Consider the following 21541-nt stretch of genomic DNA (forward strand, 5'->3'; position numbering starts at 1 on the left):
CGATAAAATTAAAGGGGTAAATATAAACATTTACCCCTTCTTGTTTTGTAAAGAATAGCGATGGCTATCTACGGTTATTTTTCATTGAAAATGTGAATATCTCTTTGCGGGAAAGGAATTGAAATTCCTTCGGCATCGAATGCTTTTTTCACTTTCTCAATCATATCCCAGTTTACGTTCCAATATTCAGGAGTTTCTACCCAAGCACGCACCGTAATATCTACACTGCTGTCTCCTAAATTTCCTACTCTAACCATTGGTGCTGGATCTTTTAAAAAGCGGCTATCAGTTTCAATTATTTTCAAGATAATGCCTTTTGCTTTTTCAAAATCATCTCCATAACCAATTCCAAAAACTTTGTCCCATCTACGTTTTGGTTCCAAAGAAAAGTTAACAATATTGGCGCCTGCAACCTTCCCGTTAGGCAAAAATATAGTTCTGTTATCAGGTGTTTTCAATACAGTCGTCATAATAGAAACACCATTTACAGCACCTCCAGTACCATCTATTTCCACATAATCTCCCGCTTTAAAAGGCTTCAGTGTTAATATTAATATTCCGCCAGCAAAATTGGCCAAACTGCCCTGAAGGGCTAAACCAATGGCCAAAGCAGCTCCACCAAAAACAGCTAAAAATCCTGAAGTTTCAATTCCTATTTGAGCAATTACAGCAAAAATTAAGGCCGCGTAAAGTGCCACTCTTACCACACCGACCAAGGTTGGAATTAGTATTACGTCAATATCTCTCTTTAAAAGAGTTTTATGAGACAGTTTTACGAGACGCTTTATAACCCAAGAGCCAATAATTAGAGTGACTATTGCCCCTAAAACTTCTAGGCCATAACCTACTACATAGCTCACTATAAGATCCCATGTGCCAGTTACACTTTCTTGTAAATCAGATTCCATTCTTTATATGTTTAAGGTTTTGTAGGTCTAACATGAGGTCAAACCTGATATTAAAAATCAATACAAATGTGCGGAAAAATCAGAGTCCGTCAAATTCACTTGTATGTGTTCTTGAATGGTAGTGGCCAATTCAAGGCCTTTATAGTCTACCGAAATTGGATAGCGTTTGTGACTTCTATTTACCAATACCGCAGTTTGTATTTTTTTTGCCCCCATTTTCAGGAAGGGATCAAGGGCGTAGATCATGGTTCTTCCAGAGTTCATTACATCATCAACAAGCACCATGGTAAACTGTTCGATCTTCGGGAAATCCGAAAATTCTACATGAGGCTGTACTGGAGCATCTTTTTCCACACTTAACTTAGCCACATGTACAGTAATTTTGGAAATAGCCTCTATTTCCTTTTTCAACATTGACGATATCTTGAGTCCATTTTCAGCCACTCCTGCCAAAATAATCTCTTTGAGCTCATGATTCTGCTCATAGATTTCGTAGGCCATTCGTCTGATCTTCTGTTCGATCTGGCTTTTATCTAAAATCTGCTTTTTTCCTTTTAACATATAGTTATGAGCTACTCCCCTCCGGATAGTGGCATTACTTTGCTATCCTTAAAAGTAGAGAGTATGACCATAGACTGCAAGTTATCTACCACAGATATATCACTTACTTTCTCTAACATGAGTTTTTGATAGGCCGCAATGTCAGCGGCAATCACTTTTAGAACGAAATCACCAGATCCTGTAACATGATGACACTCGATGACTTCATCTATTTTATTAATTTCTTCCAAGAAAACATCAATGTTTCCTCTGTTATGCCCTTTGAGTGTAGCATATACAAAAGTGCTCACACCAAGACCAATCTTATCAGTATCAAGCTTGGCATGATAACTCTTGATTATTCCTGAAACTTCTAGTTTTTTCACACGCTCCAAGGTTGGTGCAGGAGATAGCCCTATTTCTTTGGAGAGTTGTGCATTGGTGATTTTTGCATTTGACTGAAGAATCTCTAAGATTTTTCTATCAATTTTATCAAGTTTGATATTTTGACCCATCTTTAAGTATTTGACGAAATAATATTCTGTATACTAAGCATTTATTAAAATAAAAACAATATGAAATTGCTGAAACGGAGTATTTTCAATCTCTATTCTTTTTAATTTCCTTTTCTAATTCTCTGGCCTTTTTATTCGTGTCATCCCTGCGCTTGGTGTTGTCTCTTATCATATCAAGCATAGGAGAGGCCTCATCGTACCGTTTTTCTTGAACATAATATTCTGATAGGTAAAGCAACGAATAGATGTAATACCCAGATTCCTCAAGTTCCAACGCGTTTGAATAGGCAATGGTTTGGAGATAGTACTCCTCGGCATTATCCCAGTCGTTTCTTTTCCTATTTATATCCGCCAAAAAGAAACTGGCATACCTACCGCTCATTTCCTCGTATCCCACAGCCCCTGCCTTAATTCTGTTCATGATTTCTAAAGAGACTTTCTCAGCACCTTGAAATTGCCCAGCATTGTATAGCATTTGAGCATAAAAGCGATGAAAGTATGGGTTTTGTGGGTATTCCTCTTTTATGTATTCCGCCCACCTCAAGGCATCAGAAGTTTCGTTCAGCTCAAATGCCTTAATTCGCATTAAAAAGTAGATGGCTTCTACCCTAGTATAAAATGCGTTAGTCGCTACCGTTTTCATTTGTTCAACGCCTAATTTTTTATCTCCTTTTGGGAAAAAAAATAAGACTGGTCTCAACAAGGGGTATTCTTCCCTAATCCAAACCGAGTAATAATTAAATAGGGCATCCCCAAAGAGGATTTCTGGGCTAAAGCTTTCATTGCCGTGCGTTCTCTCCAAATATTTCAGGGCCAATCTTCCAGCATTGGTTGCTCGCCCCCAGTTCTTTTTTTCAGAATGATATCGGCCTTGAAAACCATAAGAACCCGCTAAGAAGAAATTAGCCTCAATATTATCCTTATCAATGTCTATCATGGCCTCTGCCTTTGTAATGGCGGTATCCATATAGGCCAAAAACTCCTCACCTAACGGAGATTCCTTTTCCAAATTGGGCATCATTTGCCACCATGTACTAATTCCGTACAAAAAATAACCAAGGGGGTGTTCTGGGAAATTATACTTGATCCAATTGAACTCAACTTCCGCTTTACGAAAGTCAAAGTTGTACATATAGTCAACTGCATCTGTAATCTCTTTTTGAAGGTTCATGTTGAGCAAAAGATACTTGGCAGTATCACCCAAAACTTTGTCCTTCTGTACCTGAGCATTCAACACATGAGGTACGAATAAAAATAGCACAAATACCCCTATAATAACCTTCTTCAAACCCTTCAATTGATTTATGTGCAACAGACGTGCAAAAGTACTGCCGCACAGCCGATTCACAATACGCTTAACTAATTTTATTATTGCATTTAGCCATTAATCGTAGATTTGTCCGAAATTGTTTTGCTATGCCAAGAGAATACACCCCGTTAGAAGCTAAAATGAAGGAGTACACGTCCATCAATAAAACGATGGTGTTTATACTCATGTGTATTATCTCTACTCTGCTACTATACATTCAGCAGACTTTTATTTTATATGAGATTACCGCATTTAAATTCATGGACGGGGTAGACCTAATGCTTTTAAAGGCAATTTCCGGACTGAAATACCTTGGCATTCCAATAATGTTTGCCTTGAAGTTCACCGTCACTGGTTTTATTTTATGGACAGGCTGTTTTCTATGGGGCTACAGGGTGACTTATAAACAATGTTGGCAGATTGCCATGTTTGCTGAAATGATCTTTTTTATTCCTGAAATTCTGACGATTCTTTGGTTCTTTTTTATTGATGTCGACCCAACCTACCAAGACTTTCTTGCCTTTGAGCCACTTTCGTATATGAACTTCTTCAACCATGAGCAAGTCGCGGAAAAATACTGGTATGTAAATTCCTCTCTTAATGTTTTTGAGATAGGTTACTGGATACTACTTACCTATGGGATAAATTTTGCTGCTCGGAAAAAGAAGTCCATCGCAAATGCCATTGTCTTCACTTCTTATGTACCTCTTTTCTTACTTTGGCTGTGGTTTTACTTAGGTGTCTACAAATAAAAGACTAAGAAACTCCTTCGCTTTTCTGTCTGTATTTCACATAACAACTCACCTTTCACCGTATTAATAAAATTTAACCCTTCTACAATCTAAATTTTACTAATTTCACGCCCTGCAAATAGGTTTATAATTGCTCATGGTGTCCTGTTCGTTACTGCTTTTTAAGAAATGAACCCACCATTAAAAATACTGAAATGACAGATTTTAAGAAATTCAATAATCTCACCGGATGGGCGGTTTTCATAGCTTCCTTGATTGTCTACATTTTGACTCTCGAAGAAACCGCTAGTTTTTGGGATTCAGGAGAGTTTATCGCCATTGCCTATAAACTGGAAGTATCTCACCCTCCAGGTGCACCTCTATACATGCTTATTGGGCGCATGTTCTCGCTTTTTGCCTTTGGCGATGTAACTCAGGTGGCCTATTGGATCAACATGGTGAGTGCGGTATCGAGTGCTTTTGCCGTACTTTTTCTGTATTGGACCATCGTAATGTTGGGTAGAAAATTAATCAATGCTGAACTAGGTAACGAAACCCATGTTCAAAAAATATTACTTGCTGGAGCGGGTGTGGTGGGGGCAATGAGCTTTGCCTTTACAGACTCTTTCTGGTTCTCTGCTGTTGAAGGCGAAGTATACGGAATGTCTTCATTCTTTACCGCCTTTGTGTTTTGGGCCATGCTCAAATGGGAAATTGTGGAAGATGAAAGTGGAAGAAATAAATGGATCATACTTATTTTTTACATGCTGGGTCTTTCAACAGGAGCCCACCTTTTAGGTTTAGTTACTTTGCCTGCATTGGGCTTAATCTACTATTTTAAGAAATACGAGAACCCAAATTGGAAAGGTGCTTTTGCTGCGATGGGTATATCACTCTTTTTAGTGATGCTGATTAACTCCTTTATTATTCCTGGCTTACCCACCTTGGCCGGAAAGTTCGAGATCACTTTCGTAAACACCCTTGGTTTACCTTTCGGTTCAGGCGCATTATTTATGATTGCCTTGTTGATCGCGGCAATTGTTTTTGGGTTGAAATGGACGCGAAGAAAAGAATTTGTTACCCTAAACACTTTGATGTTAGGAATTACTTTCGTGTTGATAGGCTATTCTTGTTACGCTGTAATTCTAATTCGCTCTAAGGAAAATCCGGCAATAGACCAAAACAACCCAGAGAATGTAATGACATTCATCTCTTACCTTAAAAGAGAGCAATATGGTAGCAGGCCACTTCTTTACGGTCAGTATTATAATGCCCCACAACCAGAGCAGAAACAGGGCGCTCCAATATATTATAAGGATGAAGACGGGTATAAAATCTCTGACTATAAAGTAGAAACTACCTATGATGATGCTTGGTCTACTTTTTTGCCAAGGATGTATAGTTCTTCCCCTGCCCATATTCAAAAATACATGGCCATTACAGGCCTCAGAGAAGGAGAAAAACCAACATTTTTAGACAACATGGCTTTCATGTTCTCTCACCAGATCGGCCATATGTATGTCCGCTACTTTATGTTCAACTTTTCGGGTAGAGAAAGTGACATTCAAGATGCAGACTACTTAACAGCCCTAGATGGCGATAAGGATGTTCCCGACTTTATTAAGAATAATAAATCTAGGAATCAGTATTATATGATTCCATTGATTCTCGGTCTGATTGGATTCTTCTTCCAATTTAACCGTGATCCAAAACGTTTCTCAGCTACACTCCTCTTCTTTATTCTAACAGGCTTGGCATTGGTAATTTATCTGAATTCACCACCAATAGAACCACGAGAACGAGACTATATCTACACTGGCTCCTACTATGCATTTGCCATTTGGATCGGTTTTGCGGTATTGGCCATTGGCAGTGCTGCAATGAAGCGCGGTAAGACCTTGGCGTATGGTGCTTTGGCGCTCTGTCTCGTTTCCCCGATTATTTTGGCTTCTGAAAACTGGGACGATCATGATAGAACTGGGAGATTTTTCTCCGTAGATTCTGCTAGAAACTTCTTGGCTTCATGTGCTCCAAATGCCATACTCTTTACAGGAGGTGACAATGACACTTTCCCACTTTGGTATGTTCAGGAAGTTGAAGGCTTTAGAACCGATGTTCGAGTAATTGTACTCAGTTATTATAATACAGACTGGTATGTGGATCAAACCAAGGTGAAGATGAATGAATCTGATGCCTTCCCTTACACTCTGGGGATTGAGAATTATAGACAAGGAACAAATGACTACTTATATGTAGACGAACGCCCTCAGTACAAAGGCAAAGCCATTGATCTAAAAGATTATATTTCTCTTGTAAAACGTGAGAGCCCAGCAATCCAAAGAACACTTGGTTCGGGTACCATAATCAATACCGTTCCGGCCCGTTCATTATTCCTAAATATCGATTCTACGCAAGTCTCAAAGCTTGGAGTTATCCCTAATAGCCTTAAGAAGTATGAGACCAATCGGATTACTTTCACCTTTAAGCAAGGAGAGAACTTCTTAGAGAAAGCCCATTTGATGATGCTTGATATGATTGCCTCCAACAACTGGGAAAGACCAATCTATTTCAATTACACATCTGTGAGCTCTGTGCCTTTTGATTTGGATGATTACTTGGTCCAAGAAGGAATGGCCTATCGACTTCTTCCAGTTCAAAAACCTGGAAGTATGAGAGAAATAGTCAATACTGATTTGATGTATGACAATGTGATGAACAAGTTCCAGTTCAGGGGGTTAGACAACCCAAAAACTAACCTAAATGGAGATTACAGAGGTTTTGCTCAGAATCACAGGTCTACTTTTACCACGTTAGCCGATGCGTTGATTAGCGAGGGGGATACCGCTAGAGCCAAAACCGTTTTGGACTATGGTATGAGAGTGATGCCGAAAGAGTCACTTCCTTACGATATTGCTTCTGTCAGTTTTGTTCAAGCTTACTTGAATATTGGTGAGGAAGAAAAAGCACTCGCGATGGGCATGGAGATTGCAGAAATGTTCAACGACATGGCTACTTACCAGCAGAAGAAAATGCGCTATGATTATGAGTTTAGAAAGTACTTAAACGGGCTTCAGTACTTACAATCTATATTCTCACAGTATGGCTACCCTGAGCAAGCAGCAAGGCTAAGAGAAATGCTCGATGGACAGAACACAATGCTGACCATCGACCGAAGTAATTTCTAAATAGAGTGTATTGAAATGACCTAGAAATCGGTTATTTCTCTAAAATCAAAAATAAATCTAATGCAGTATCTGCATCATCAGTCAGGAGGTAATCTTCCTGACTGATTTCGTTTACGAGCTTGGTATTCCCATCATTTAGCTTGTTACGGTTTAGTCTGTTGAGAATATCGTAAGGAATTCTGAGTAAAGGCGCAGGCAAATTGTATTGTAAATTGAAAATATCAAAACGAGTGATTCGCTGGACTGATCGCTTATTTTCTTCATAATAAGCCATTACCTTTTCATTGCCTGCTACCCCCTTCATTTCCACTTTAGTGAAAATATCAGAAGCTAAATCAGTCAACTGCTGAGCCGTATATTCCCTCACATGCCAAGGGTTTCTGGTCAGGGTTTTCTTAATATTAGGAGTGGTTAAAATGGCTTTACCTCCAGGCTTTAGAACACGGTAGATTTCTTTCAAAAACTCTTTGTCTTTCTTTACATGTTCAATGACTTGAAAAGAAACAATAGAATCGAAACTGTTATCGGCTAAATCAGAAAAAGGCGGAAACACTGCCTGACGAAAATCCAGATCAGCGTATTTACTTTTCAAGTCATCAATTACAGATTGAATTTTATCTAAGGCCACATAGCTATCTGCCAAAGGCGCTAATAGTTCTACACCACGCCCTTCGCCACAGCCCAGCTCCAATAAATCCCCTTTTATATAGGGTATAGCCAAATAATAAGCCCTCAATAGTCTTTGATGTATGGGGTTATCAGAGGCAATTTTGTCTGATGCGATTTCTGTAGTATAGGTAGCCATTCTTAACTTTTGCCCAAAAATAAACCATTTAGCTTACAATGAGCTAATGAAGACAGCATTCCCCTACAATTTGATTACATTTGTCGTCAGTTTTGCTTCGCATGAAAAGGCTCGTACTTACATTAATTCTTACAATTTGCGCTCAATGGCTGTTTTCACAAAGCAGAATGAGCTCCGCGGATGTTAGTTTTCTTTACAACCAAGACCATGAATTTCTGATTGACCATAGGCTTGCGCAAGATGGTAATCGTGTAAAAGTATACCTTCGTTTTATACTGAACAGTGGTGTGGTTAAAATCAGTGATTACGAAATTCAATATGATATTCGCAATAGCTACATTGATGAAAAGCACGTGAATGCCACCACAAGATTAGATTCCTCCACATTAATTGCCACTGGCTTTCGTGAGTTTATTTATTTATTTGAGTTTGAAAAAACTCTCGACCAAAACCTCATTGTGGTTGAGGTCAATAATGTTTTACGGAATAGAAAATTTTTAATTGACATTCCGATTGAAAAGAATAAAACAACCAAAAACCAGCCTTTTCTTATTTTTGAGGCACAAAGAAATGTGCCTTATTTCTCTCGCTTTATCAACCTAGATCAATCTGTCAGATTAGTAAATGTTTTTGGAAACAATGGTAAATATAAAATTCAAGGAGTTGTCAACAACCAAGCGGTAGCCATTCCTACTTTTGACGATTCGAGAATAAAAGCACCGGCCAAAATAGAAATTGATACGCTCTATAGTCCCGTAGAAAACGAGATTATACAATTTTCAACACCTGGGTATTATGTTATTAATGACTCCACAGAACCATCAAATGGCCTTGGAGTGCTGGTAACAGATCCATTTTACCCCTATTTTGGACAGTTTGAAAAAATGATTGAACCACTGATTTTCATTACCACAAACGATGAGTTTAAAACCATGAAAACAGCTTCTGATTCGCGCATGGGCTTCGAAGGTTTTATAACCACCCGTATTTCGAATGGAGGAAGAGTAGCTCAAGATTTTGTGAAATATTATTATAGAAGAGTCAGGAAATCGGCACATCTCTTCACTTCCAATAAAGATGGATGGAAAACCGACCGTGGAATGGTGTACCAGATTTATGGAAATCCATTACAGGTATTCCGAAATGAAGAACAAGAATTATGGGTGTTCGCTGCTCCAAATGGAGGGAGAATACGCTTTAACTTTGAAATTATTTCAGAGGAAAATAATCTTTTGAATTACAGTTTAATAAGAGAAAGTAAGTACAAAGAATCATGGATGGACGCTGTGACCAGTTGGCGTAGTGGAAAAGTAATTGAATGATGATAAGCCAACCGAAAGAGGACTTCATATACGGAAGCCGAGCAATAATTGAAGCTATAAATTCTGGGAAAGAAATTGATAAGCTGCTTCTACAAAAGGACGTTAAAAACGAACTTACTACTGAACTACTTATAGCAGCGCGCGACTTCAATATTCCAGTTCAAAAAGTACCGATCGAAAAACTCAACCGCATTACCAGAAAAAATCATCAAGGGGTAATTGCTTTTATTTCATCGGTAGAGTATGCTTCTTTAGACAACATTATTTCCGAAGCTTACAGCAAGGGTGAAGTACCCCTTTTAATTGTATTGGACCGCATTACTGATGTTAGAAATTTTGGTGCCATTGCCAGAACTGCCGAATGTGTTGGCGCCCATGGCATCGTAATCCCATCTAGAGGAAGTGCTCAAATAGGTAGTGATGCCATGAAAACCTCTGCTGGTGCTTTAAACTTTATCCCTGTTTGCCGAGCGGATAATTTAAAAACTACCCTAAGAGAAATTAGAGATAACGGAATTACGGTTTTAGCCTGTACCGAAAAAGCTACGGATTTAGTCTATCAACACGACCTTACCGTGCCTATTGCTTTACTTATGGGTTCAGAAGAAGATGGAATTTCGCCTGAGTATCTAAAGCTTTCAGATCAGCTGTGTAAACTTCCAATTAAGGGAAAAATAGAATCACTGAATGTTTCTGTGGCTACTTCAGTTGTCTTATACGAAGTAGTAAGACAACGCAGCTAAAGAATTTATGACTGAGAATAAAAATGGCTAGCCTGATTTAGAGTAGCCATTTTTTGTTTGGCCTTAGTGCTAGAGTCTAGCTAAACTCTTCTCCTTTAGCTTTGGCATCGTGTAAAAATTCACGAAATTTTTTCTCAGCATCCTTCTTACAAATGAGAACTACATTATCGCTTTGCGTAATAAGATACCCATCTAAATCTTGAGCCACTATTAATGTATCGTTCGGGCCCTTTACATAGCAGTTCTTGGAGTTATATAAGAGTGCTTTTCCATCTACTACATTGCCTTGATCGTCCTTAGTCTTAATCTCATGTAAAGAATTCCAACTCCCTAAGTCTGACCAATCGAAAGTACCTTTCACCATAAAGACATTACCCGCTTTTTCCATAATGCCATAGTCAATTGAAATGCTCTTGCACTGAGCATAAGCGCCATTGACAAACTTTTGCTCGTCTTGAGTATAATAGGCATCATTACCCTCCTCAAAAATCACTGCTAAATCAGTGAGATGCTCATGCAAGGCAGCAATAATGGTTTCTACAGACCAAATAAAGATCCCCGCATTCCATACAAAATCTCCGCTTTCAACGAACTTTTGAGCCAGCTCTAATTCAGGTTTTTCAGTAAATGTTTTTACCTTTTTCACCTTTTTTAAAGGGCTAGAATGGTACTGAATATAGCCATACCCCGTCTCTGGTCTAGTAGGAACAATTCCCAGCGTGATCAACTTGTCCGAGCTATCCGCTGCTTTTATAGCCGTTTTCAAATTTTGAGTAAATAAGCCCTCTTTAAAAACAACATGATCAGAAGGAGCCACAATCATTACTCCCTTAGGGTCTTTCTTCCTTATTTTAAAAGCTGGATAGGCCACAGCCGCAGCGGTATTTCTTCCTATTGGCTCCAAAAGAATTTGATCTTCAGAAAGTGTGGGGAGTTGCTCTTTAACTAAATCGTGATATCGCTTATTGGTAACTATATAAAAATTCTCTTCAGGGCAAATGGTCAAAAAACGATCATAGGTCATTTGGAGCAAAGTACGCCCCGTACCCAAAACATCTAAGAATTGTTTTGGCTTGTCCGCACGACTATAAGGCCAGAAACGACTTCCAATGCCGCCAGCCATAATCACTACATAATGATGTTTCATGCTATACTATTCCTTCGTTAATCAAATCCTGGATATGAATAAAGCCAACTATATTCTCAACGCTATCTAAAACTACCAAATGATTGATTGAATATTCTCTCATTTGGTTCATTGCACGTAATGCAAACTCTCCCTTTAGTATTGTCTTAGGGTGCCTAGTCATCACCTCTGCTACGGTTCTGCGCTCAAAGCTCATGTCTTTTTCGATCATTCGCCTAATATCACCGTCCGTAAAAATCCCAGTTAGCTTCCCCGTATCATCCACAACGGCTGTAGCGCCTAAACGGTTTTTCGAAATTTCAAGAATACTTTCTTTTACTAAATCTGATTGCTTAACAATTGGCAAGCCGTTCTTAGGATAAATATCTTCTACTTTCAAGTATAGCTGCTTGCCCAATGAACCTCCAGGATGATATTTTGCAAAGTCCTCGCTGGTAAAACCTCGGGACTCTAGAAGGCAAACAGCCAAAGCATCGCCCAATGCCATATGGACAGTAGTACTTGTAGTGGGCGCTAAATTATTTGGGTCTGCTTCTTTGTCAATTGTTGCGTTCAGTACGTGGTCCGCTTGCTTGGCCAAGTCGGAATCTAGGTTACTCACCAGAGCGATAAGCTTGGCTCCCGTTCTTTTAATCAGCGGAACCAACACTTTAATTTCAGGAGTATTTCCACTTTTCGAAATACAAATAACAACATCATTTGGCTGTACCATTCCCAAATCACCATGAATGGCATCTGCGGCATGCATAAAAAGAGAAGGCGTTCCCGTTGAGTTTAGGGTCGCTACAATCTTATTTGCCACAATTGCACTCTTCCCTACCCCTGTGATAACAACCCGTCCTTTCAATTCTAAGATCAATAAAACAATCGCTTCGAAGCGCTCGTCTATGAATTCTGAAATCTGACGAATTGCATCCGCTTCTTTGAGAAGTGTATTTTTGGCTGTGGTTTGAATATTTTTTGCTAATTTCAACTTAATGGCGTTTGAAGCATACGCGACAAAGATAAGGATTCGCTCAAACGTTTTTGAAAACTGGATATATTTATAGGAAGTGTGGAGGAATTAAGAAAAAAATTAAAGGAAGTATTCGGTTACGATACCTTTAGAGGCAACCAAGAACCAGTCATAAACAATATTCTCGCAGGTAAGAATACCTTCGTGATTATGCCCACTGGGGCAGGTAAATCAATGTGTTATCAGCTACCTGCGATTGTTAGGCCAGGAACGGCCATCGTAATATCGCCTTTGATTGCCCTGATGAAAAACCAGGTCGATCAAATGAATGCTGTGGGCATTAATGCCCGTTTTTTGAATTCGACTTTAACCAAGAGTCAAATCAACAAACTTAAAAAGGCGGTTCTCGCTGGAGAAGTGAAACTACTTTATGTTGCACCAGAGTCCCTCACCAAAGAAGAAAACGTAGATTTTCTAAAGCAGGCCAATATTTCTTTTGCGGCTATTGACGAGGCACATTGCATTTCTGAATGGGGGCATGACTTTAGACCAGAATACCGAAGGATAAAAAGCATAATTGACCAGTTGGGGGATTTACCAATCATTGCTCTGACCGCTACTGCAACTCCAAAAGTACAGTTAGACATTCAGCGCAATTTGCAAATGGAAGAAGCCGACCTTTTCAAGTCGTCTTTTAACCGCGAAAACCTTTATTACGAAGTTAGGCCGAAGAAATCGATCAAAAAACAATTGATCAAGTTCATGCGGGAGAACAAAGGAAAGTCAGGGATCATCTATTGCTTAAGCCGTAAAAAGGTAGAAGAGATTGCCAACTTCCTTCAAGTGAATGGATTCAACGCTAAACCATATCATGCTGGCTTCGACCCCGATGTTAGAGTCAAAAATCAAGACGATTTCCTCAACGAAGAAGTAGATATCATTGTAGCCACCATTGCCTTTGGAATGGGGATTGACAAGCCAGACGTTAGGTTTGTTATTCACTATGATGTGCCAAAATCACTCGAGGGCTATTATCAAGAAACGGGACGTGCTGGCCGAGATGGACAAAAAGGACAGTGCATTATGTTCTACAGCTATTCAGATATCATGAAGCTGGAGAAATTCAACAAAGACAAACCAGTTACCGAAAAGGAAAACTCTAAAATTCTGTTGGATGAAATGAGTTTTTATGCGGAATCTACAGTATGTAGAAGAAAGCAGTTGCTTCACTATTTTGGAGAAGAACATGATGATGCTGTGTGTCGCGAAACGGGCATGTGTGATAACTGCAAATTTGAACGTGAAGAATATGAGGCACAAGACTATATAAAAACAACCATTCAAGCCGTTACTGAAACCGATGAACGATTCGGATTGGGGCATATTGTAAATGTGATTCGTGGATCTCAGAACCAATACATCAAAAGCTACAAACACAATAAACTTCCCGTTTTTGGAACTGGTAAAACGGAAGAGGAAAGCTTTTGGAAATCTGTGGTTCGCCAAACTTTACTCTACGAGTTTCTTACCAAAGACATTGAAAATGTTGGTGTTTTGAAGCTTTCTCAAAAAGGGAAAGATTTTCTGAAAAAACCATACTCCTTCAAACTTACCAAAGATCATGACTTTAGTGACATTGACCTAGGTGAAGATGATGGCAATGAAGTAACCCATCAGTCTACAACAGGTCAGTCCTTCGACAAAGTGTTGTTCGATTTATTGAAAGCGGAACAAAGAAAAGTAGCCAAGGAGCACGATTTACCTCCTTATGCTATTGTCCAAGAGCCATCTCTTCAAGAAATGGCCACCACTTACCCAACCACAGAAGAAGCCCTGAGCAACATCAATGGTATTGGAATGGGCAAGGTTCAAAAATTTGGAGCACCGTTCCTTAAAGTCATCAGTAAATATGTTGAAGACAACGACATTGATATCGAAGATGTGGTAGTGATAAAATCCTCTGGTTCAAAATCCAAAAATAAAATCTACATCATTCAACAAATCGATAGAAAGATTGACTTGGAAGAAGTAGCTGAAATGAAAAGTTGGACGATGGACACTTTATTGGACGAAATGGAAATTATCTGTTTTGCAGGTACCAAGCTCAATCTCGACTACTATTTAGAGGAAATTATGGATGAAGACCGAGAGGAGGACATTCTTGATTACTTCTTAAATGCCGAAAGTGATGACATTCAATTGGCATTAGAAGAATTTGCGAATGAAGATGTTTCAGAAGAAGATCTTCGATTGGTCAGAATAAAATTCCATTCAGAATACGCAAATTAATTACCTTTAGCGCTTCAAAAATTTCAAATATTCATGAATATTCTTGTGTTGGGCAGTGGCGGACGCGAACATGCTTTTGCTTGGAAAATTTCGCAAAGCCCACGATGTAATAAGATGTTTGTTGCCCCTGGAAATGCGGGTACGGCAACCATTGCTGAAAACGTAAATATTAAAGTAACTGATTTTAAAACCATTGGTGAATTTGTAATTACCAACCAGATCAACTTAGTAGTCGTTGGGCCAGAAGACCCCTTGGTAAATGGTATCCGTGATTACTTTGAAAAAAATAGTCAACTTAAGAATGTGCTTTTGGTCGGCCCAGGGGCGGCTGGCGCTCAATTAGAAGGCAGCAAGGATTTCTCGAAAGACTTCATGAATCGTCATGGAATCCCAACGGCAAAATCTAAAACCTTCACGATTGACACGCTGGAAGAAGGGCTCAATTATGTTTCAAGTCACCCAACACCCATCGTACTAAAAGCCGATGGTTTGGCCGCTGGAAAAGGAGTAATTATTTCAGAAACAGCCGAACACGCTCGCGAAACCCTAAAGGAAATGCTGGTAGACGCCAAATTTGGTGAAGCCTCAAGCCGTGTAGTGGTTGAACAGTTCTTAAAAGGAATCGAACTCTCTGTTTTTGTATTGAGTGACGGTACTAACTATAAAATTCTACCTGAAGCCAAAGATTACAAACGTATAGGAGAACAAGATACGGGACTAAATACAGGAGGTATGGGCGCCATTTCTCCAGTGCCTTTCGCTACACCATCGTTTTTAGCCAAGGTGGAAGAGAAAGTAATCAAGCCTTCCATCAATGGCTTGAAAAAAGAAGGGATTGACTATAAAGGTTTCCTTTTCATCGGGCTTATGAACATGGAGGGCGAGCCTTTTGTAATTGAGTATAACGTTCGAATGGGTGACCCAGAAACGCAATCAGTTTTGTCTAGAATTGATTCTGATTTGCTAGAAATTTTGGAAGGTTCTGCCAATGGAACACTCAATGAAAAAACCTTTAGTGTTAGTCCACAAACTGCCACTACTGTGGTGATGGTTGCTGGCGGTTACCCTGAAGCTTATGAAAAGAGCAAAGAAATTACTGGAATTGAGAGCGTAAATGAAGCCTCAGTTTTTCATGCAGGCACTCAATTGAATCCTTTTGGGCAAACACTAACCAATGGCGGTAGAGTATTGGCCGTTACGGGGATGGGGGAATCAGTAGAAAAAGCCCTTGAAAATGCGTATAATGGGGTGAAGAAAATTTCTTGGCAGGATGAATATCATAGAACCGATATTGGCCAAGACATTTTGAAATTATTAAAATAACGATTTAACGGCCAAAAGGTCTTAAATATAATATATGAGCTGTAGTTGTGGAGTAAGTACCGAAGGGGAAGTCTCTGGCTGCAACAATAACGGAGGCTGTTCAACCGGAGGTTGTAACAAAATGAATGTCTTCGACTGGTTGTCCAATATGGACATGCCCGCTGTTGATACTTTCGATATTGTAGAGGTTAGATTCAAAAACGGCAGAAAGGAATTCTTCCGTAATACGGATAACATAGATTTTGTTACTGGCGATGCCGTCATTGTAGACGTGCCAAGTGGTCATCATTTGGGTTATGTTTCTATGCAGGGTGAGCTGGTGAGGCTTCAAATGCAAAAGAAAAAGGTAGCCAATAACGATGAAATCAGGAAAGTATACCGTCAGGCTACAATCAAAGACCTGGAAAAATATGATAGCGTCAGAAAACGCGACATGCCTACCATGTTTCGTACGCGCCAAATCATTCAAGATCAACAATTGAACATGAAACTCACCGATGTTGAGTTTCAATCGGACAATACAAAAGCCACTTTTTACTACTCTGCAGAAGATCGTGTTGACTTTAGAGAACTCATCAAAGTGTTGGCAAGTGAGTTCAAAATCAGGGTAGAAATGAAGCAAATTAGCCTTCGACAAGAAGCTGGCCGTTTGGGCGGAATAGGTTCTTGCGGAAGAGAGCTCTGCTGTTCTACCTGGTTGAACGAGTTCAAAAGTGTAAGCACAAGCGCAGCCCGTTATCAAAACCTAAGTCTAAACCCAGGCAAGCTTTCTGGGCAATGTGGACGACTAAAATGCTGCCTTAACTACGAACTGGAAACCTATATGGATGCCCTAGAGGACATTCCAGAGGTAACCAAATTGAAAACTAAAGTAGGAGATGCTAAACTTCAAAAAACAGACATTTTCAGAAAAATCATGTGGTTTGGCTACGATGGCGAAAACACTTGGCATCCTATTGATGTCGCAAGGGTAGCTGAAATTAAAGCCATGAATGAAGATGGGGTAATTCCCGAAACCCTTACCCTCGATGAACTTGAGATTAAAGACTTGAGTGATGTGGGTATCAACCGTGACCTTGAAAAAATGGACAAGAAGTTCAAGCAAAAAGACAAGGGACAAAATCAAGGTGGACAGAAGGGTAATCTCAATTCCAAAAACAGGAATAGGAGCAACAAGAACAGAAACCGAAATAATCGTAACAATAAAAATAGCAGGCCACAAAAATGAAACGAGTACAATGGCTTTGTCTGCTAGCTTTGGTGATTACACTAAGCGCTTGCGATCGGCACAAAATCTATGAAGATGTTTATGATTTTGAGGCTGCAGTATGGAACATGGATACCATACCTGAATTCGAGTTTAGCATTGAAGACAGCCAACCCAAAAGAGTACTGCTGAACGTTCGTAACTCAATTGATTTTAAATCTCAAAACCTCTACCTCACTTATTATTTACTAAACGAACAAGGCACAGAAATCAAGTCCGAGTTGATCAATATTCAATTGTTTGACCCCATTACAGGCAAGCCATCAGGCAAAGGCAACAGTATTTTTCAACACGAAGTAGAGATCCTTCCTGCCTATACCTTTCCAAAAACGGGAGTATTTAAAATCAAGATAGCCCAATATATGCGCGAAGCAAATTTACAGGAAGTACCATCTGTAGGGGTTCGGGTGGAAGAGGTCTCGAATTAGTTTGTTTCTTGAACAGTTTCAACCAAACGACCGATGTTTTCCTTTACGACTTGAGGGTTTTGCCAGAAATTACGGCTATGGACAAACTTGTATTTCCATTCTTTCGACTCCAATAGAAATGGCTTATAAACGAAGCTGTCCTTAACCGTGGAGCTTTCATAAAACACATTGTCATCCGTCATTAAAACACCCTTGTACTTTCCCCTCCACTTTAAAGAAAGGTCTGCAAAAGGAAGTTCTTCGGTGAGTTTTATACTCAACTCTTTTTCCCAATCCTTCAGTTTATTTTTCAAATACCAATCTTGACCAAAAAATTTTGAGGTATTGACAGTGGGTTCATATTCACCTTCTGACACCTTTCTTGCATACTCTAGATAAGACCTGAGCAACTTAGGCCCCTCATTCTTCAATTGCCCCACCGTCATTTCCTCCGGCAGCAGTGAAGTTACAATCACTACCTTTTCCCTTGCCCGTGTAATGGCTACATTCAACCGATTCTCTCCGCCAGCCATATTTAGGCTACCAAATTGTAGATTAATTTTGCCTTTCGCGTCACGCCCATAAGCCGTAGAAAAAATGATAATGTCACGTTCATCACCTTGAACGTTTTCAATGTTCTTCACAAAAAGCCCTTCCCAATCACCAAGTCCGTTTTCTTCAATTTTATCTTGAATTAAATGTTGCTGGCTTATATTGAAAGTAACCACACCTACCGATTTAGACGTTTCACTCTTCTTGAGCTGAAGTAGTAATTCAATCACTTTTTCAGCTTCGAGTGCATTGGTCCTTTTTTCCCAAAGGCCATCCATTTTGATGAAATCAATGGCGGGTTTTGAATCATTGATTTGATTAAAATGAGGAAGCATCTGAAGCTTCCCCTTATAGAAATGTTGGTTCGAAAAGTCGATCAAAGCCAGTGACTGACTTCTGTAATGACCTTGAAGTTGCACTTGCATTAGGAACTTACTCACCAGCTCTAAAAGTGATTCCACTTCTAGTGCCATCTCTTCCGACCCCTCTTCCCACTTTACCCGATACAGGTCATTTGGCCTCAGTTGTTGGTTATCGCCAGCAATGACTAATTGCTTCCCTCTATAAATGGCAGGTAAGCCTTTCTCTGAAAAGCACTGACTGGCTTCATCAAAAATGACTAAATCGAAAAAGCTTTCCATTGGAAAAATGGCAGAAACTGATTCTGGTGAGGCCATCCAACAAGGCATCAAAGAAAAAATATCTTCCGAAAAATGATTAACTAGCTTTCTCAAAGGCCAAATCTGCCGCTTCTTATTTACCTGATGTTCAAGGTCGCGGTAGGTAGTCATATTATTGAGGCGATTGTATTCCGCAGGCTCGTAGGTTTTTTCTCTGGCCTTTTGAAGCAAAATTTGAGTACTCGTTTCTAGTTTTTGTGCCTCGGCATCCTGAAGGTCGCTGATCATTTGCTCAAACTTCAAGGTAGATACCGACCTCAAGATTGGGTGTTTACTTTCAACATGGTCGATCCAAGCCAAACGTAGACTATTGTCGAAAATGGCTATGTACTCTGAGGTGGTTCTTGCCCCCAATTCCTCTAACCTTTTGAGCCCTGAAAGCCTAGCCTCAGTTAAAGAAGCTTTAATCAGGTCCATCTCGCAAATAGAATCGAAATCGCGTTTCAATGTCCTTTTCAATTGTGAAAGAAAATCCTGAGAAAGTAACAACTGGTCAATCTGTACAGGAAGTATGTATTTATTCCACACTTCCCTCTTTTTAGGTAAGTCCTTTAATGTAGCGCGAACAGCGCTTACTCTTGACTTTATTTCCTTGGCAGTAAGTTTATTGACGGGAAAATACTCTTTGAAATTGGTGAATGAAGCAAAAATCAACTTGGCCTTAAGGGCCATTTCGAGTTGATCAATCCAAACATTTAAATCTTCCTGCTCAAAAGAATTTGGAGCTTCTTTGACCCATATGACGGACTTAACCTTTGTAATCTGATGCTGTAAATTCAAGCGATTATCAATCCTTTGATCCAAAGTTTGAAAATCTTCTTTCGTGTTGGAAAGTCCATTGGCCACAAGAATTCTAGCCAATCGAAGCTTCTCTTTTGAAAAACTCCACTTGATAGACCTGACAAACGATTTGCGAGCATTGGCCCTTTTTTTCAATAGCGTCTGAACTTCTCCAAGTTCTTTGGTTTCCAAACTCTTCTCAATTCCTTCGTCTTCAAAGCATTTATTGATCAAGACCCTACTGTTGGCCAGCCAAAGCAAATCGCCATCCCTATTGGGGATCCCGATCATTGGCTTAAGCAGGGCGTAGATTTTTTCGTTTTTCAGGTACTCATTAAAGTCTTTAAGCTTGTCTAGATTCTCAGCCATTCTTCGGCAGGTATCATAATCCACCATTTCATCCAAAATAGAGGAAACTTCTGTTGCCAAACGGCTTGTCTTTACAGGAATCTCATCCAGGTACTCCAGCATTTTCTTTAGGTCCTGAATCTTGAAAGAAGAAAAATCAACCCTTTCAGACCAGGGGTGTCCCTCTACATTCAACTTCTGCACATACTCAAAGTAGCGCGTCATTTCCTTTTCAAACTGATTGCCCCTAAAGTCAATCTGATGATATTCTTGAACCAAAGGAATGGACTCCATTTCGGGGTCCGAGGTGAGGTATAACTCCTTTACAGAAAGGCCACTTTCGGTATCATCGAACAAAGCCTTTTTATATTCTTCTAGCGTATCGGTTATATCATCAATGGTTCGGCTGGCCTGCTTAAAAGCACGATCGAGTTGAATGGCATCGAGATTGGTATTGTTCCTTTTATATTCATTCAATCGAGAAATTTGGTTAGAAATCTTCGAGTAAATTTCCTTCCTATCATCCTTGAAATCATGTACCAAGCCAACAAAATCAGTGATATCCTTAGATTTCAGGCGTTCATACACCACATCTAAAGCCGCTCGTTTCTGGCTTACTAAAAGCACTTTCTTCCCCCTAGCCATATAGTCGGCCATCAGATTACATATCAGTTGGGATTTACCTGTGCCAGGAGGGCCTTGCACTACAATGGAATTCCCCTTTTTAACCGCCTTAATCGCATTCTCTTGAAAGACATCCTTTCTGAAAGGAGTGAAGGTTTCTTCCTCTTTCACCTTGTCCAGAAAGTATCGGTAAGGGTCAAAGTCAGCCCCAAAGTCATTTTGTTCTGATAGATTTTTATGAGCAAAGAACTCTTCTAGCGAATCCACTTTTAAATTGGCCAGCATGTGATCATAATCTGGCATGAGGTAAGAATCGGCTTGGGGGAAAATGCCCAACACGGCTTCCGAAATCAGGTTGAGTTTGCCAAGATCATTTTCCTTTTCAAATCCGGCCTTTGAGAATTCAGCAAATGGATTCAGTTTATCGGCATAAATGGCACTCCCAAATCGGATACTGATTTTGCTTTCTTCCAATAAATCATACAGACTCGACCTGAATACTGTACTTCCCTTTTCGAAATCATCAAAAGACCTTTCAAGCAAATCTTCATCAAGGCTTACATTATTAAAATGGGCATAAGCCATTAAAAAACTCTTGTTCAATGTTACGTTTACGTCCGTCCTCGGCTTTAGACTCCATTCATTGTCATTCATTTCCAGGTTAACCGGAAAGAAAATGAGAGGTGCACGAACGATAGAACCATCGTTGAACTTGCCCTGCACAAAAGGCCAACCGACATACAGGTCTTTTCCTCCCGTTTCATCAAAAAGGAACTGCTCCCTTCTTTTCACTTGTCTCAATCGGGTAGCCAGCTGATTAGACCGTGCTTCCCTCGCATCTGAATTCGGAATAAGCGGAATGGAGGTTTTCTGCACAATAATATCTTCTATAATCCGAAAAGAGGGCTTTAAGTCCATATGATCGAAATCGTGGAGGTCGATGAACTGATCGGACAAAAGCTTGAGCAACACCAGCGAGCGGTTGTTCGCTGAAAGGTTTGTCAATCGCCTGAGGTAGGATTGCAAAATGTGTTGCATAAGCGAATTTAGGAATTAGTCTTTGGTTCGGGTAAAATCAGTGGTTCTTTATTCTAAAAAAGAATGCTATAAA

Annotated in this window: 16 protein-coding genes; 8 read left to right on the forward strand and 8 right to left on the reverse strand. The window is 39.7% G+C overall.

All coding sequences use genetic code 11. From position 1 onward, the window contains the following. Positions 1-74: 74 nt before the first annotated feature. From AWN68_RS00570 to AWN68_RS00585, 4 genes are all read right to left on the reverse strand, one after another. The gene (locus tag AWN68_RS00570; protein WP_068409994.1) at positions 75-908 is read right to left on the reverse strand and encodes a mechanosensitive ion channel family protein; all 834 of its coding nucleotides are present in this window, start codon (positions 906-908) and stop codon (positions 75-77) included. Positions 909-965: 57 nt separating this feature from the next. Beyond that, positions 966-1469, reverse strand: coding sequence for a phosphoribosyltransferase family protein (locus AWN68_RS00575; protein ID WP_068410000.1), 504 nt, complete (start codon positions 1467-1469; stop codon positions 966-968). Between the two features lie 11 nt (positions 1470-1480). Then, complete coding sequence (locus AWN68_RS00580) at positions 1481-1963, reverse strand: Lrp/AsnC family transcriptional regulator (protein WP_068410002.1); 483 nt, start codon at positions 1961-1963, stop codon at positions 1481-1483. A gap of 85 nt (positions 1964-2048) precedes the next feature. Continuing rightward, positions 2049-3251, reverse strand: a complete 1203-nt coding sequence (locus tag AWN68_RS00585; protein ID WP_157716015.1) for a tetratricopeptide repeat protein — start codon at positions 3249-3251, stop codon at positions 2049-2051. A gap of 128 nt (positions 3252-3379) precedes the next feature. Between AWN68_RS00585 and AWN68_RS00590 the strand changes: the two genes are divergently transcribed. Together AWN68_RS00590 and AWN68_RS00595 are read left to right on the forward strand one after the other, a co-directional pair. Further along, positions 3380-4024: a hypothetical protein gene (locus tag AWN68_RS00590; RefSeq protein ID WP_068410008.1), complete on the forward strand. Its 645-nt coding sequence runs from the start codon at positions 3380-3382 to the stop codon at positions 4022-4024. A gap of 194 nt (positions 4025-4218) precedes the next feature. After that, entirely contained in the window at positions 4219-7188 is a 2970-nt protein-coding gene (locus AWN68_RS00595) for a glycosyltransferase family 117 protein (RefSeq protein ID WP_068410010.1), read from the forward strand. Between the two features lie 31 nt (positions 7189-7219). Here the strand turns inward: AWN68_RS00595 and AWN68_RS00600 are convergent, their stop codons facing one another. Further along, entirely contained in the window at positions 7220-7993 is a 774-nt protein-coding gene (locus AWN68_RS00600; RefSeq protein ID WP_068410013.1) for a class I SAM-dependent methyltransferase, read from the reverse strand. A 101-nt stretch (positions 7994-8094) separates the two neighbouring features. Between AWN68_RS00600 and AWN68_RS00605 the strand changes: the two genes are divergently transcribed. Together AWN68_RS00605 and rlmB are read left to right on the forward strand one after the other, a co-directional pair. Then, entirely contained in the window at positions 8095-9315 is a 1221-nt protein-coding gene (locus AWN68_RS00605; RefSeq protein ID WP_084362707.1) for a GWxTD domain-containing protein, read from the forward strand. Next, entirely contained in the window at positions 9312-10058 is a 747-nt protein-coding gene (rlmB, locus tag AWN68_RS00610) for a 23S rRNA (guanosine(2251)-2'-O)-methyltransferase RlmB (RefSeq protein ID WP_394330267.1), read from the forward strand. Before AWN68_RS00605 ends, rlmB begins: the two co-directional genes overlap by 4 nt. A 76-nt stretch (positions 10059-10134) precedes the next feature. On the opposite strand, the gene AWN68_RS00615 is transcribed toward rlmB, so the two are convergent. After that, positions 10135-11205, reverse strand: coding sequence for a mannose-1-phosphate guanylyltransferase (locus AWN68_RS00615; RefSeq protein ID WP_068410021.1), 1071 nt, complete (start codon positions 11203-11205; stop codon positions 10135-10137). Between the two features lies 1 nt (position 11206). Next, positions 11207-12178 (reverse strand): KpsF/GutQ family sugar-phosphate isomerase, encoded by a 972-nt coding sequence (locus tag AWN68_RS00620; protein WP_068410023.1) that lies wholly within the window; start codon positions 12176-12178, stop codon positions 11207-11209. Positions 12179-12259: 81 nt separating this feature from the next. On the opposite strand from AWN68_RS00620, the gene recQ reads away from it, so the two are divergent. From recQ to AWN68_RS00640, 4 genes are read left to right on the forward strand one after another with little or no spacing between them, the layout of a single operon-like run. Further along, positions 12260-14449: a DNA helicase RecQ gene (gene recQ, locus AWN68_RS00625; RefSeq protein ID WP_068410026.1), complete on the forward strand. Its 2190-nt coding sequence runs from the start codon at positions 12260-12262 to the stop codon at positions 14447-14449. A 33-nt stretch (positions 14450-14482) separates the two neighbouring features. After that, positions 14483-15772 carry a phosphoribosylamine--glycine ligase gene (purD, locus tag AWN68_RS00630; protein WP_068410029.1) on the forward strand — a complete coding sequence of 430 codons (1290 nt, stop codon included), beginning with the start codon at positions 14483-14485 and terminating at the stop codon, positions 15770-15772. 34 nt (positions 15773-15806) lie between these two features. Next, entirely contained in the window at positions 15807-17000 is a 1194-nt protein-coding gene (locus AWN68_RS00635; RefSeq protein WP_068410031.1) for a PSP1 domain-containing protein, read from the forward strand. Then, the gene (locus AWN68_RS00640) at positions 16997-17467 is read left to right on the forward strand and encodes a gliding motility lipoprotein GldH (RefSeq protein WP_068410034.1); all 471 of its coding nucleotides are present in this window, start codon (positions 16997-16999) and stop codon (positions 17465-17467) included. Before AWN68_RS00635 ends, AWN68_RS00640 begins: the two co-directional genes overlap by 4 nt. Here the strand turns inward: AWN68_RS00640 and AWN68_RS00645 are convergent. Continuing rightward, on the reverse strand, positions 17464-21468 hold the full coding sequence (locus tag AWN68_RS00645; RefSeq protein WP_068410035.1) for an AAA domain-containing protein: 4005 nt from the start codon (positions 21466-21468) through the stop codon (positions 17464-17466). The genes AWN68_RS00640 and AWN68_RS00645 overlap by 4 nt on opposite strands. Positions 21469-21541: the final 73 nt, after the last annotated feature.

Source organism: Roseivirga echinicomitans (assembly GCF_001592935.1).
Lineage (GTDB): Bacteria > Bacteroidota > Bacteroidia > Cytophagales > Cyclobacteriaceae > Roseivirga > Roseivirga echinicomitans.

What these genes read in the sequence shown, in the direction of transcription:
- AWN68_RS00570 (WP_068409994.1), bottom strand. Translation starts at nt 908, where the DNA reads ATGGAATCTGATTTACAAGAAAGTGTAACTGGCACATGGGATCTTATA.
- AWN68_RS00575 (WP_068410000.1), bottom strand. Translation starts at nt 1,469, where the DNA reads ATGTTAAAAGGAAAAAAGCAGATTTTAGATAAAAGCCAGATCGAACAG.
- AWN68_RS00580 (WP_068410002.1), bottom strand. Translation starts at nt 1,963, where the DNA reads ATGGGTCAAAATATCAAACTTGATAAAATTGATAGAAAAATCTTAGAG.
- AWN68_RS00590 (WP_068410008.1), top strand. Translation starts at nt 3,380, where the DNA reads ATGCCAAGAGAATACACCCCGTTAGAAGCTAAAATGAAGGAGTACACG.
- AWN68_RS00595 (WP_068410010.1), top strand. Translation starts at nt 4,219, where the DNA reads ATGACAGATTTTAAGAAATTCAATAATCTCACCGGATGGGCGGTTTTC.
- AWN68_RS00600 (WP_068410013.1), bottom strand. Translation starts at nt 7,993, where the DNA reads ATGGCTACCTATACTACAGAAATCGCATCAGACAAAATTGCCTCTGAT.
- AWN68_RS00605 (WP_084362707.1), top strand. Translation starts at nt 8,095, where the DNA reads ATGAAAAGGCTCGTACTTACATTAATTCTTACAATTTGCGCTCAATGG.
- rlmB (WP_394330267.1), top strand. Translation starts at nt 9,312, where the DNA reads ATGATGATAAGCCAACCGAAAGAGGACTTCATATACGGAAGCCGAGCA.
- AWN68_RS00615 (WP_068410021.1), bottom strand. Translation starts at nt 11,205, where the DNA reads ATGAAACATCATTATGTAGTGATTATGGCTGGCGGCATTGGAAGTCGT.
- purD (WP_068410029.1), top strand. Translation starts at nt 14,483, where the DNA reads ATGAATATTCTTGTGTTGGGCAGTGGCGGACGCGAACATGCTTTTGCT.
- AWN68_RS00635 (WP_068410031.1), top strand. Translation starts at nt 15,807, where the DNA reads ATGAGCTGTAGTTGTGGAGTAAGTACCGAAGGGGAAGTCTCTGGCTGC.
- AWN68_RS00640 (WP_068410034.1), top strand. Translation starts at nt 16,997, where the DNA reads ATGAAACGAGTACAATGGCTTTGTCTGCTAGCTTTGGTGATTACACTA.
- AWN68_RS00645 (WP_068410035.1), bottom strand. Translation starts at nt 21,468, where the DNA reads ATGCAACACATTTTGCAATCCTACCTCAGGCGATTGACAAACCTTTCA.